The sequence below is a fragment of the Amycolatopsis oliviviridis genome (assembly GCF_014654365.1).
Lineage (GTDB): Bacteria > Actinomycetota > Actinomycetes > Mycobacteriales > Pseudonocardiaceae > Amycolatopsis > Amycolatopsis oliviviridis.
Window position 1 is genome coordinate 262,667 of the sequence record NZ_BNAY01000010.1, and the last position, 12,595, is coordinate 275,261.

Sequence of the window (12,595 nt, forward strand, 5' to 3'; positions counted from 1 at the left end):
GGACCCTTAGGTATTGGCGCGAACCTTGCCAGGAGTCCACCGGAGGGTGAATCTCAGTCTGTTCGCAGTGCCCCTCTGTAACTCCGTCACAGCGCAACTCCCCTGCTCGCACCGGTCGGCCATCCCTTCGGGTAGCCGAAGTCCCCACCTGTCCCTTTGGGTAGCCGCCCGCGCGTGCTTCGCGTTCGATCATCCAGTTAGGAGTGTTCCGACGGTGAAGACCTCATTCAGGCGCGGACTGGCCACGGCCTGCGCCGGTGTCGCCGCGCTGGTCGCCCTGCAGGCGCCCGCCACCGCGGCGCCCGCGATCACGGCGGCCACCACGATCCCCATCAAGATGCAGGCGCAGGAGAAGAGCAACTGGTGCTGGGACGCCAGCGGCAACACGATCGCCGCCTGGTGGGGGCACAGCATCTCCCAGACGAAGTTCTGCCAGGTCGCGCACAACGAGTCCGGTTCGGACTGTGCGAACAACCAGGGCTACCTGAGCGATCAGCAGCGCGTGTTCCGGTGGCTCGGGTTCAGCAACGTCGGCACCTACAGCTCGTCGGGCCAGACGCTGAGTTTCGCCTCGATCAAGAGCCAGGTCGACGCGCGGCAGCCGATCGGCACCCGGATCGGCTGGCGCAACGGCGGCGGCCACATGCATGTGCTCTACGGCTACGACAACACCAACGGTGCGACGACGGTGTACTACGGCGACCCGTGGGGATCGAGCCCCCGCTACAACCAGATGAGCTACAACGCCTACCGGTCCAACAACTCGTTCACCTGGACCCACACCGTCTACGGGATCAAGGACTGAAACCATGAAGCGAACCTTCCTCGGCGCCACGATCCTCGCCCTCGGCCTGTCACTGGCACTGGGCGGCCAGGCCTCCGCCGCCGACGCCCCCAGCGGCGCGCCCACCGCCGCCGACCTCGCCGCGGTGTCCACAGTGGTCACCAGTGACGCGACCACCCAGCGGCTCGCCAAAGCGGTGTTCCCCGGAGGGGCCAAGGCGGACACGGCCCTCGCGGCCAGAACCGCCAAAGCCGATCCGCGGACACCGGTGGCCGTCTACCAGCCGACCGCGGGCTTCATCGCCGGCACGTCGGCCGTCCCCGCCGAACTCGCCTACGTCGCCACTCCCGCCACCTTGGGCAACGGCGACGCGGCGACCGTGTGGTCCCAGCGTGAGGGCTCGGGCTGGTCGGTCTACAACGTCGCCTCGGGCGACGTCGAGAAGCGCCTCGCGGCGCGGGCCGGCAAGGGCTATCTCCTGAGCGAGCCGCAGGCCGGCGCCTGGTACGCGGTCGACGGGGACACCGTGACCGTCCTCGACGGCTCGTCGGTGGCGAAGACCGGCGAGACGATGACGCTCGCCGCCTACCGCGAGGCCCTGCAGAGCCGTTACGGCGACAAGCTGCCCGGTTCGACCTACGACCGCACCGGCGCCGCCGGCGGTTACGGGTCCGCCCCGGTGGGCGACACCGACGTGCCGTGGTGGCCGTACGCCCTCGGCGCGGTCTTCCTCGCCGCGGCGGGCGCGGCCGTCACCCTGCGGCTTCGGCGGCAGTAAACACCTGGGGCTGAAGGACGCTTTCCCCGCGTGACATGTGGGGAAAGCGCCCTTCACCGCGTGACATGCGGTGAAGGGCCCCTTCAGCCCCCCGGCCCACTAAGCGAAGGTGTAGTCCTCCACCGGGAAGCTCTGTGCGTCCTTGATCGCGTTCAGCGTGGACGACGGCCGCAGCAGGGTCGCCTCCCCGTGCGGGTTGAAGTAGTAGCTGTTCGCCGGGGCGCAGTTCCCGAGGGTGAAGATCGAGTCGCCGAGGCGCTCGGTCATCCGGTCGAGGAACGCGTCGTTCGCCTCCTGCGTGACCTCGAACTCGGTCGCGCCGCGCCGCCGCATCGCGCCGAAAAGCCGGTCCATATGGCGCATCTGTGTCTCGATGGTGGTGAAATAGGACAGTCCCGAGTAGGAATAGGGGCTGTTGAGCGAAATGAAGTTGGGGAACTTGGGCACGGCGACACCCTCGTAGGCCTGGAACCGGTTCTCCCGCCACCATTTCCCGAGGTCCCGTCCGCCGCGGCCGATGATCTCGACCGCCGGGAAGTTCGCCTCCCACAGGTCGAATCCGGTCGCCAGCACCAGGACGTCGATGTCCCGCCGCCGTCCGTCGGCGGTCTCGATCCCGGTCTCGTCGATCTTCGCGATGGACGTCGTCTCCAGGTGCACGTGGTCCTTGGTGAAGGCCGGGTAGTACTCGTTGGAGAACGTCGGGCGCTTGCAGCCGAACGAATAGCGCGGCGTCAGTTCCGCGCGCAGTCCCGGATCCCGCACCTGACGGCGCAGATGCGCCAGGCACCACAGCTTGCCGAGCCGGTTGGCCGCCGGCAGCTGTTTGTAGTGCAGGACGCCGGAGACCATCATCAGTTCCAGCAGCGCGGTCCCGGTCAGCCGGGCGGCCCGCTGGGTGAGCGGCACCGCGGCGAAGGCACGCCGGACCGCCTTGGGCACCGGGAAGTCGAGTTTGGGGCTCACCCAGATCGGGGTCCGCTGGTACACGGTGAGGTCCCGCGCGATCTTCGCGATCTCGGGGATCAGCTGGACGGCGGTCGCGCCGGTGCCGATCACCGCCACCCGTTTGCCCGCGAGGTCGTAGTCGTCGTCCCACGCGGTGGTGTGGATGACCTTGCCGCCGAACGTGTCGATCCCGGCGATGTCGGGTTTCTTCGGCTGGGAAAGGAATCCCGTGGCGGTGAGGAGGTACTTCGCGGTGACAGGCTCACCTTCGGCGAGCGAGACCGTCCAATGCGCGTTCGCCTCGTCCCAGACCGCGCCGGTGACCACCGAGCCGAAGCGCATGTAGCGCCGCAGCCGGTACTTGTCCGCGACGTGCTCGGCGTACTTCTTGAGTTCCGCGCCCGGCGCGAAGAGCCGCGACCAATGCGGGTTCGGCTCGAACGAGTACGAATAGGTGGCCGACGGGATGTCGACGGCCAGCCCGGGATAGCGGTTCACATGCCAGGTACCGCCCAGATCGGACTCGCGTTCGAGGATGAGCAGGTTGTCGTAGCCGAGCCGGTTGAGCTGGATCGCCGCGCCCATCCCGCCGAAACCGGCCCCGACGACGACGGCGTCGTACTGCGTGGTCATGCGTTTTCCTCCCGCTGGGTGTCCTGGTGGAGGCGGGCGCGATAACCGTCCCGCTCGGGCGAATCGGGGCGCAGGGCGCGATCGTCCCGCACCAGCCGCCGGAAGGCGTTGAGCGCCGGTTCGGGGGTCACGGCCGCGAGGGCGGCGAGCGCGCCGACGTAGCCGGGCACGGCGATCTCCGCGGCACGGGTGCGGACGGAGTCCACGACGGCGTCGGCGATCCGGCCCGGTTTCACCTTCGGGATCGGCCGCATGTCGAGCCCCGAGGCGAGCGCGGTGTCCACGGCCGAAGGCAGGACGGCGGAGACGCTCACCCCGTGCGGCGCGTATTCCAGCCGGGTCGCCGCGGTCAGCCCGACGACGGCGAACTTGCTGGCGTTGTAGATCGCCAGCCCCGGCACGGGGAACTTCCCGGCCAGCGACGCGACGTTGACGATATGCCCGCGGCCGCGCTCCAGCATGCCGGGCAGGGCCAGCCGCATGCCGTGGACGACGCCGAAGACGTTGACCTCCATGGTCGCCCGGTTGAGCGCGTCGGAGAGGTCGAGGAAACCGCCGTTGGGCATGATCCCGGCGTTGTTGACCAAGACCGCGAGCGGTCCGTTCGCCTGTTCGGCCTCGGCGAGGAAGGCGGCGAACGAGGCCTGGTCGGCGACGTCGAGGTGATGCGCGGTCCCGCCGATGTCTGCGGCGGTGCGCTTCGCGGCTTCGAGGTCCAGATCGCCGATGGACACGCGCGCGCCGAGCGCGGCGAACCGTTCAGCGGTCGCCCGGCCGATGCCCTGTCCCGCGCCGGTGATCGCGACATGCGCGCCGTCGGGGTCGAGTTCCGGGTACTTGGTCATGCGCGCACTCCCTCTCGTTCGAAGGCGTCGGCTACCCGGCCGGGCGCCGTCCGCAACGCCGTGGCGAGCACGTGTTCCCGCCGTCGTCCGTCCATGAAGTTGGCGCCCATGGCGGCGAGATCGGCCGGACCCGGTTCGATCCGGACCACCCGGACACCGGCCGCCCGCAACCGCCGCGCCTCGTCGTCGACGCGCCTGGTCATCGCCGCCCGCAGCAGGCGTTCCAGCCGGGCCGGGCCGCGCGCCGGGGCCCCGCCTTCGCTGCTCATCGGCGCGATCACCACCACCTCGCCGACGTCGCGGGTGAGCAGGAGATCGGCCGAGGTCGGGGAGACCGTCCCGCCGTCGAGCAGCGGTCGTCCGTCCACAACGGACGGCGGAAACCAGCCGGGGATCGCCCAGGACGCGGCGATCGCCTCGCCGAGGCGGGCGGGTGGCGCGTCCGGGGAGCCGAGCGCGATCCGCTTCCCCGTCAGGTCCGCGGCCATCAGCCAGGTCGCGGGATGCGGGACCCAGCCGCCGGGCGCCAGCGCGTCGCCGAGTTCGCGGAGCCAGCCCGCGTCTCCCCTGCCCCGGGGCAGGAGACCCGCGAGACCGGCGAGCGTGTCGACGTCCCGGCGCAAGGCGGCCCTGACCAGCCCGGTCGCGGGCCATCTCGGGGACGGCACCGGCGGGAGCCGGTCCGGCGTCCGGCGGACGTGCGCGGCGACGACGGCGTCACCGCCGGGCGCACCGGCCACCGCGTCGAGGATCGCCTTCGCCGGGATGCCCGCCCCGAGCATGGCCGCCGCTTCGGCGCCCGCCGAGGTCCCGACCAGGACCTCCGCCTCGCGTGGGTCCCAGCCCGCCCGGCTGTGCAGCGCGTCGAGGACGGCGGCCATCCAGGCGAACCCCAGGGTCCCGCCACAGCCGAGCACCAGCGCTCTCGCGGAATGACGTGTCATTTCCGGAACGGTATGTCATTTGAACGCTCGGGGCAATAAGCTGGCGGGATGACGACGGAGACCCCGGTCAGCAGGGCCGCACGGAAGAAGCAGGAACTACGGCGCGAGATCGTGGAGACCGCGTTCGACTGCTTCGCCGAACGCGGCTACCACGCGACCGGTATCGCCGACATCGCCGCACGGCTGGGCATCGGGCACGGCACCTTCTACCGGTACTTCCAGAACAAGCGGGACATCGTCGACCACGTGATCACGGACCTGGTCGAGAAGGTGGTCGCCGCGCTGGCCGCGGACAACGCGCCGGACGCGGTCAACAGCCTGGCCGAATACCGCAGGCAGAGCGCCCGGATCGGCGACGCGCTCGCCCGGATCTTCGGCAGCGACCCGCGGATGGCCCGGTTCCTGCTGCTCGAAGCGGCGGGCATCGACGCCGAGATGCGGGAACGGGTACTGGACTTCTACGAGACCGCCGCCGGGCTGACCGCGGGCTATCTGCACCACGGCGTCCACCTCGGGTATCTGCACGAGGATCTGGACGTCGACTCCACGGCCCGCGCGATCAACGGGATGATCCTCGCGTCGATACTCGCCGAGCTGCGCGATCCGTCACCGGAAAGGCAGGCGGCGATGAGCCGAGCGGTCCGCCGTGTCATGTACGACGGGATTGCGGCGACCCGCTAGAGAACCGGCCGGCCGGTCCGGGGAGCGACGCACCGGCAGGCGGGGTCTGGGCCATGCCGGTGGACAGAACCATGAAACCGGTTTCCCCGGTGCGGGTCTAGCGGCGAAAACGCATAACGACACCGGCGGAAAACGAACGTCAGGATCTGCGGAGGGTCTGACTGGGCGACTCGCCGAAGGCGGCGCGGTAGTGAGCGCTGAACCGGCTGCCGTCCAGGAAGCCCCACTTCGCGGCGACGCGGGTGATTGTCGCGCCCGCACCGGGTTCGGCGTCGCGGAGTTCCGCCCGTGCCCTGTCCAGCCGGACTCTGCGCAGGTAGGCCATCGGGGTGGTGTCCAGATGCCGCCGGAACGCCAGCTGCAGGGCACGCACCGAAACCCGGCAGGCACGGGCGATGTCGGCCACGCCGAGATCGAGATCCGGATTCGCCTCCAGGAAGGCGATCGCACGGCGCACGGTTTCCGGGACGGCGTCCCGGCGATCGCACGGATGGCCCTCGCCCTCGCCCTCGGTGAAGGTGTCCAGAGCCATGGCGGCCATCAGCCGCCCGGCCGCGCCGAGCACCAACGGGCCGTTCTCCGTTTCCGGCGTGGAGAACAGCCCGGTGACGTACTCGACCGTGCTGCGCCATCGCCGCGCCCTTTCCAGGCTCACCGGCTCGTAGCGCAACCGCTCGATCGCTTCGCCGTCCTGCGCCGGGTCCATCCCGGCGAACAGTGACAGGTCGATACTGGTGATCTGCAACTTCGCGCCGTGCATCCCCGTCTGGTAGCCGGTGCCGGGGTGCGCGGCGACGAACACGTCACCGGTGGCCAGCCTGCGGTCACCGACGCCGTCCTCGACCTGCACTTCACCGCCGAGCACGCGCAGGAGCACCACTTTGCCCAGCGGCTGGATGACGACCTCGGTGGTCAGCGTGTTGTGCAGAAGATCGAACTGCATGTCCCCCACGTCGCAACGATTGTGCTCGAAGCGATAGTTCGCGACAGCGCCTCGCACCCGCAACCGGTTGTCCTGATAGGCCGTGGCGATCAGAGAATGTGCTTGTTCCGGATCGGTGGTCGCGAATTCCGTCACCAAGGGTTCGTGCATCGGGCCACGCCTCCTTTCCGTTCACCGTAACGAAAAGTTCACCCGCCGGAACGCTACCGCCAGTCGGCGGGCCCGGCCAGCCCGCATCGGCGTCAACCGGCTGGTCGGAATGGCTGACCCGCACGGTCGAGGATCGCCCTGGCGCGCAGTTCGACCGGCCGGTCCACCATCTGTCCGTCCACCACGGCCACCGAGCCGTCGCCCACGAGCGCGGCCACTCCCCTCGCCCACTCGATTTCGCTTTCCGACGGCGACAGTTCGCGGCCGGCGACGGCCACCTGTCGGGGATGTACACAGAGTTTTCCGGTGAATCCCAAGGCTTTGGCGTGGCCGAGGTCCGCGGTGAGCGCGGCCTCGTCGTCGAGCGCCGTGGTGACCCCGTCGATCGGGGCCGCCCTGCCCGCGGCCGCCGCGGCGACGACGAGTGCGGAGCGCGCGTACCGCAACGCCTCGTGCGATCGGTGGTCGACGCCGAGCTGCGCGGCCAGGTCGACGCTGCCGAAGGCGGGCCGCACCACCGCGTCCGCACGGCAGACCGCCACCGCCCCGGCGATCCCGGCCGCCGTCTCCACCAGCGGAAGGATCGGGACGCCGGGCAGCCGTCCGGCGAGGGCGTCGAGCTCGGCGCGGTCTTCGGCCTTGGGCGGCATCACCGCGAGCGCGCGGCCGACACTCGCGACATCCTCGTGGTACCAAGGGGTCCCGGCGGCGTTGATGCGGACGACCGCTCGATGACCTTCCGCCAGCCACGCCCGGACGTTTTCGCGCGCGGCCTCCTTCCCGTCGGGCGCGACGGCGTCTTCCAGGTCGAGGATGACGACGTCGGCACCGCCGGCCGCGGCTTTGGCGAACCTGTCCGGCCGGTGACCGGGCACGAACAGGAACGTCTTCGCGTTGGCGAGAAATTCACTCATCGGCGCACCGTCCCGGTCGCCGTCCGCCGTCCGTGGCGATCGCGGACGGCGGTGACGGTCTCTTCCGCTCCGGCTTCGGCGTGGACGACCATGCCCTGGTGGTCGAACAGCGGTGAGACGAGGCGGTAGTCGAAGGCCGGCTCCCCGCGGATCCCTTGCCGCCGCGCGGCCTCGGCCATCGCGAGCGCCTGCAACGGCCCGTGGGTGAGCAGTCCCGGATAGCCCTCGACGTCGCGCGCGTAGTCGCGGTCGTAGTGGATGCGGTGCGCGTTGTAGGTCAGCGCCGAGAAGCGGAACAGCAGTGTCGGCGAGACGTCGATCGTCCACTCGTCGTCGGCCACCGGTACTTCTGGCGCTTCGGTGGCCGCCTCGGCCTGCGTGGACGCCGCGTCACGGTAGACGATGTCCTGTTCCTCGTCGACCACGACCCGGCCGTCCTGGATGATCCTGTGGCCCGTGACGACGAAGGTCAATCGTCCGGTGCGGCCCTGTTTCTCCCGCACGGAAAGCACTTCCGTGCGCCGGACGGCGGGCTGCCCGCACCGCAGCGGTCCGCGCGTCCGCACCCGGCCACCCGCCCACATGCGACGTCGTCCCGGCTCGGGCGGCGCGGGGATCGTGGCCCGGATCGGATGTCCGTCCGGCCCCAGATCGGCCTGCGCGGGCCGGTCCAGCAGGTAGAACCAGTGCCACAGCAGGGGCAGGCCGTCGCGGTCCAGATCCGGCATCTCGACGTCGAGCAGCGAACTCAGCGCCTCCGCCGGGCCGGGCTGCAAGACCTCGGCGACTTCCTTCACGGCCGGACCTCCTCGCCGGGACCGAACTCGGCCCGGATCGACTCGTTGTGCGCTCCCAGCGCGGGGACCGGCCCCATGACCGGTTCGATACCCGCCATCTCGACCGGGGGCAGCAGCGCCTCCAGCGGGCCTGCCGGGGTTTCCACCGCGCGCCACCGGTTCCGCGCGGCCAGCTGCGGATGCCGGGTGAACTGCTCGGGCGTCCGCAGCCGGGCGTTGGCGATCCCGGCGCGCTCCAGCAGGTCCCCGACCTCGTCGGCGGTCAGGCCTTTGAAGGTTTCCTCCAGGATCGCGGTGAGTTCGTCGTCGTTGTCGACGCGGTCGTCGTTGGTCCGGAAGCGCGGATCTTCGACGAGTTCCTCGTGCCCCAGCACGTCCCGGCAGAGCACGACCCATTCCCGTTCGCTTTGGACGCTCAGGAAGACCTTGTCGTCACCGGTGCGGTACGGCCCGTACGGCGAGATCGACGGATGCGCCGCGGCCGTACGCCGCGGCGCTTCCTGGCCGTAGCGGGAGAAATAGGCGGGCTGGCTCATCCACTCGCCCAGCGAATCGATCATCGCGACGTGCAGGGTCGCGCCCTCGCCCGTGCGTTCGCGGTCGTACAGCGCGGTGAGGATGCCGGTGTAGGCGTACATCCCGGTGGCGATGTCGGCGATCGAGATCCCCGCCTTGGCCGGGGTCTCCGGGGTCCCGGTGGACATCACGAGCCCGGTTTCGCACTGCACCAGCAGGTCGTAGGCCTTCTTCGTCCGATATGGACCTTCCGGGCCGTAGCCGGAGATCGAACAGTGGATCAGCTCCGGATGTTCCGCGCGCAGCGTCCCGGCGTCGAGTCCGAGCCGTTCCACCGCGCCGGGCACGAGGTTCTGCACGAACACGTCGGCCCGGCCGATCATCGCACCGAGCAGCGTCCGATCGGCCGGATCCTTGACGTCGAGTTCGACGCTTTCCTTGCCCCGGTTGAGCCAGACGAAGTAGCTCGACTGCCCGTGCACGGTCCGGTCGTAGTCGCGGGCGAAGTCGCCGACGCCCCGGCGTTCGATCTTGATGACCCGCGCGCCGAGGTCGGCGAGCTGGCGCGACGCGAACGGCGCGGCGACGGCCTGTTCCAGCGCGACGACGGTGATTCCCTCGAGTGGGTGGCGCATACTGCCTTCCTCGCTGTTCAGGACGGGACGCGGTGCCGTTCGACCAGCTGGCGCGCGATCACGCCGCGCTGGATCTCGTTGGTTCCCTCGCCGACGATCATCAGTGGCGCGTCACGGAAGTACCGCTCGACGTCGAATTCGGTCGAGTAGCCGTAGCCGCCGTGGATCCGGACCGCGTCGAGCGCGATCTCCATCGCGGCCTCGGAGGCGAACAGCTTCGCCATCCCCGCCTCCAGGTCCGCGCGCTCACCCGAGTCGTAGCGCCGCGCCGCGTGGTGCACCAGCTGACGCGCGGCCTCGAGCTTGGTCGCCATGTCCGCAAGATAGTTGCCGATCGACTGATGCTGCCAGATCGGCTTGCCGAAACTCTCCCGTTCCTGGGCGTACCGAAGGGAATCCTCCAGCGCGGCGCGACCGACGCCGAGTGCCCGGCAGGCGACCTGGATCCGGCCGATCTCCAGCCCCCGCATCATCTGCGCGAAGCCGCGCCCCTCCTCGCCGCCGAGGAGCGCGGTGGCCGGGGCCCGGAAGTCGTCGAAGGACAGCTCGCAGCTCTCGACGCCCTTGTAGCCGAGTTTGGGCAGATCCCGTGAGACCTGGAAACCTGGTCCCTTCTCCACCAGCAGGACGGAGATGCCCTTGTGCGCGGGTTCGGCGGCGGGGTCGGTCTTGCACAGCAACGCGACCAGCTGGGACCGGCGCGCGTTGGTGATCCACGTCTTGCTGCCGTTGACGACGTACTCGTCGCCCTCGCGCCGTGCCGTGGTGCGCAGCGCCTGCAGGTCCGAGCCACCGCCGGGTTCGGTGAGCGCCATCGTGGCACGGATCTCGCCTGTCGCCAGCTTCGGCAGGTAGGCGTCCTTTTGCTCTTGTGTGCCATACGTGGCAAGGAGTTTCGCGACGACGGTGTGGCCGCCCATCGCGCCGGCGAGACTCATCCAGCCGCGCGCGAGCTCTTCGGTCACCAGCGCGTAGCACTGGGCGGAGACCTGGGTCTCACCCCAGGGCTCGGGAACGGCCAGCCCGAAGACGCCCATCGCCTTCATCTGGTCGATGAGTTTCTCGGGATAGGTGTTCGTGTGGTCGAGGTCCTGGGCGACGGGCCGGACCTCGCGATCCACGAACTCGGCCACGAGCGCGACGATGGCGGTCTCTTCCTCGGTCATGTGGTTATCATGAGCGATGATGACAGGGTAAGTGAAATACCTAATGGTGATAGCCGCATACCGAGCCGCGATGTGAAGGGGCGACGGGTGGACTTCAAGCAGCTCAAGGCGCTGGTGACGGTCGCCGAGGTGGGCAGCGTGACCCGTGCGGCCGAGCTTCTGCACCTGGTCCAGCCCGCGGTCACCCGGCAGATCCGCACCCTGGAGCAGGAGCTCGGGGTGACGCTGTTCGAGCGGACCCGCCACGGGATGCGCCCGACCGAGGCCGGCGCGACGCTCGTCGAACGCGCCCGGCGGGCGCTCACGGAGCTCGACCGGGCGCGGGCCGAGCTGGCCCCGAAACCCGGGGTGGTCACCGGGATCGTCACGGTCGGGCTGCTGGAGAGCGCCGCCGAACGGCTCGCCGCGCCGCTGACGACGGCCGTGCTGCGCGACCATCCGGGCATCGAGCTGCGGCTGCTCACCGCGTACTCCGGGCATCTTCAGCGGTGGATCGACGACGGCGACGTCGATCTGAGCCTGCTCTACAACCTGACCAGCACCCCGTCGCTCAACGTCCGCCCGCTGGTCCGCGAACGGCTGTGGGCCGTCGCTCCCCCGTCGGCCGGGCTGGATCCCGCGCGGCCCGTCCCGTTCGCCGAGGTGGCCGCGCACCCGCTGGTCATGCCGTCCGAAGGGCACGCGCTGCGCACCCTCATCGACGGCGCGGCCCGCGAGGCGGGCGCCGAGGCGGAGGTCACCGTGCAGACCAACGCGATGACACTGCAGAAACGCCTGGTGCTCGGCGGGCACGGCTGGACGATCCTGCCCGGCATCGGCATCGCGGCGGACGTCGCCGACGGCACCCTGAGCGCGGCTCCGGTCCGCGAACCGGAGATCTGGCGCACCGTCGTCCTCGGCATGCCCCGGACCGGGCGGGTGACGCCTGCAGTCGACGCCGTCGCGCGAGCGCTGGTCCAGCAGATCCACCGGACCGTGCGCGAGGGTGAATGGCCCTCGGCGCGGCTCTGGGACGACCGAACAGGAGAAGGATGACCACGCTCCCCCGTACCGGCCACGCGGTCGCCGCCGACGGCACCCGCCTCGCCTACCAGTGGCGAGGCGCGGGCAGGCCACTCGTGCTGCTGGCCGGGCAGGCGAACGACCACACCTGGTGGGACCGCACGCGCGGGGACTTCCCGAGCACGATCACCATGGACTACCGCGGCACCGGCGCCAGCGACGCGCCTGATTCCGCTTACTCCACAACGGGTTTCGCGGACGACGTGATCGCGGTCCTCGACGCGCTCGACGTCGCCGAGGCCGACGTCTACGGCACCTCGATGGGCGGCCGCGTCGCGCAGTGGGTCGCCGCGCGGTATCCCGGCCGGGTACGGCGGCTCGTCCTCGGCTGCACCTCGCCGGGTGGCACGCACGGTGTCGAGCGGTCGAACGACGTGCGGCTGGCGCTCGCCCGGCGGTCCTCCGTGGAGGCGCGGGAAACGCTGGAGGACCTGATGTACACGCCCGCCTGGCGGGCCGCTCATCCGGGACCGTATCGCGTGCTGGGGGCACACGGTATGCCGCCGCACGCGGTGCGCGGGCATCTCGTCGCGAGCAACACGCACGACGCCTGGGACGCGCTTCCGGAGATCACCGCGCCCACCCTTGTCCTCCACGGTGACGACGATCTGCTCGCACCGCCCGCGAACGCGCCGCTGCTGACCGGACGGATCCCCGACGCGCGCATGCACCTGTTCGCCGGGGCTCGGCACGCCTACTTCGACGAGTGCCGTCCCGAGGCGAGCGACCTGGTCAGCGACTTCCTGGGGTAGGTCCCGAGCTCCATGCCGACCGGGTATGTGCCCATCGCGGATTTCTA

13 protein-coding genes are annotated in these 12,595 nt (G+C 70.3%); 5 read left to right on the forward strand and 8 right to left on the reverse strand.

Features of this window, described 5'->3' with window-relative positions; translation table 11 throughout:
* Positions 1-214: 214 nt before the first annotated feature.
* Both IE302_RS35275 and IE302_RS35280 read left to right on the forward strand, forming a co-directional pair.
* Complete coding sequence (locus IE302_RS35275; protein ID WP_191258783.1) at positions 215-805, forward strand: papain-like cysteine protease family protein; 591 nt, start codon at positions 215-217, stop codon at positions 803-805.
* 4 nt (positions 806-809) lie between these two features.
* A complete protein-coding gene (locus IE302_RS35280; RefSeq protein ID WP_191258784.1) occupies positions 810-1,562 on the forward strand; it encodes a hypothetical protein in 753 nt (250 codons plus the stop codon).
* 99 nt (positions 1,563-1,661) lie between these two features.
* On the opposite strand, the gene IE302_RS35285 is transcribed toward IE302_RS35280, so the two are convergent.
* The 3 genes from IE302_RS35285 to IE302_RS35295 are packed head-to-tail and all read right to left on the reverse strand — an operon-like array spanning position 1,662 to position 4,932.
* A complete protein-coding gene (locus IE302_RS35285; protein WP_191258785.1) occupies positions 1,662-3,143 on the reverse strand; it encodes a flavin-containing monooxygenase in 1,482 nt (493 codons plus the stop codon).
* Complete coding sequence (locus IE302_RS35290) at positions 3,140-3,988, reverse strand: SDR family oxidoreductase (RefSeq protein WP_191258786.1); 849 nt, start codon at positions 3,986-3,988, stop codon at positions 3,140-3,142. Before IE302_RS35290 ends, IE302_RS35285 begins: the two co-directional genes overlap by 4 nt.
* Entirely contained in the window at positions 3,985-4,932 is a 948-nt protein-coding gene (locus IE302_RS35295) for a patatin-like phospholipase family protein (RefSeq protein WP_229908130.1), read from the reverse strand. The genes IE302_RS35290 and IE302_RS35295 overlap by 4 nt, the downstream gene beginning before the upstream one ends.
* Before the next feature lie 48 nt (positions 4,933-4,980).
* Here IE302_RS35295 and IE302_RS35300 point away from each other — a divergent pair, with 48 nt between their 5' ends.
* Positions 4,981-5,613, forward strand: coding sequence for a TetR/AcrR family transcriptional regulator (locus tag IE302_RS35300; protein ID WP_191258787.1), 633 nt, complete (start codon positions 4,981-4,983; stop codon positions 5,611-5,613).
* A 139-nt stretch (positions 5,614-5,752) separates the two neighbouring features.
* Here IE302_RS35300 and IE302_RS35305 read toward each other — a convergent pair whose 3' ends face one another.
* The 5 genes from IE302_RS35305 to IE302_RS35325 all read right to left on the reverse strand — a co-directional run bounded on the left by IE302_RS35305 (position 5,753) and on the right by IE302_RS35325 (position 10,734).
* On the reverse strand, positions 5,753-6,706 hold the full coding sequence (locus IE302_RS35305) for a helix-turn-helix transcriptional regulator (protein ID WP_191258788.1): 954 nt from the start codon (positions 6,704-6,706) through the stop codon (positions 5,753-5,755).
* Positions 6,707-6,798: 92 nt separating this feature from the next.
* Complete coding sequence (locus IE302_RS35310) at positions 6,799-7,620, reverse strand: HpcH/HpaI aldolase/citrate lyase family protein (RefSeq protein WP_191258789.1); 822 nt, start codon at positions 7,618-7,620, stop codon at positions 6,799-6,801.
* The gene (locus IE302_RS35315) at positions 7,617-8,417 is read right to left on the reverse strand and encodes an HTD2 family dehydratase (RefSeq protein WP_191258790.1); all 801 of its coding nucleotides are present in this window, start codon (positions 8,415-8,417) and stop codon (positions 7,617-7,619) included. The genes IE302_RS35310 and IE302_RS35315 overlap by 4 nt, the downstream gene beginning before the upstream one ends.
* On the reverse strand, positions 8,414-9,568 hold the full coding sequence (locus tag IE302_RS35320; protein WP_191258791.1) for a CaiB/BaiF CoA transferase family protein: 1,155 nt from the start codon (positions 9,566-9,568) through the stop codon (positions 8,414-8,416). The genes IE302_RS35315 and IE302_RS35320 overlap by 4 nt, the downstream gene beginning before the upstream one ends.
* Before the next feature lie 17 nt (positions 9,569-9,585).
* Positions 9,586-10,734, reverse strand: a complete 1,149-nt coding sequence (locus IE302_RS35325) for an acyl-CoA dehydrogenase family protein (protein ID WP_191258792.1) — start codon at positions 10,732-10,734, stop codon at positions 9,586-9,588.
* A gap of 87 nt (positions 10,735-10,821) precedes the next feature.
* On the opposite strand from IE302_RS35325, the gene IE302_RS35330 reads away from it, so the two are divergent.
* Entirely contained in the window at positions 10,822-11,769 is a 948-nt protein-coding gene (locus tag IE302_RS35330) for a LysR family transcriptional regulator (RefSeq protein WP_191258793.1), read from the forward strand.
* The gene (locus IE302_RS35335; protein ID WP_191258794.1) at positions 11,766-12,548 is read left to right on the forward strand and encodes an alpha/beta fold hydrolase; all 783 of its coding nucleotides are present in this window, start codon (positions 11,766-11,768) and stop codon (positions 12,546-12,548) included. The genes IE302_RS35330 and IE302_RS35335 overlap by 4 nt, the downstream gene beginning before the upstream one ends.
* Positions 12,549-12,595 lie beyond the last annotated feature (47 nt).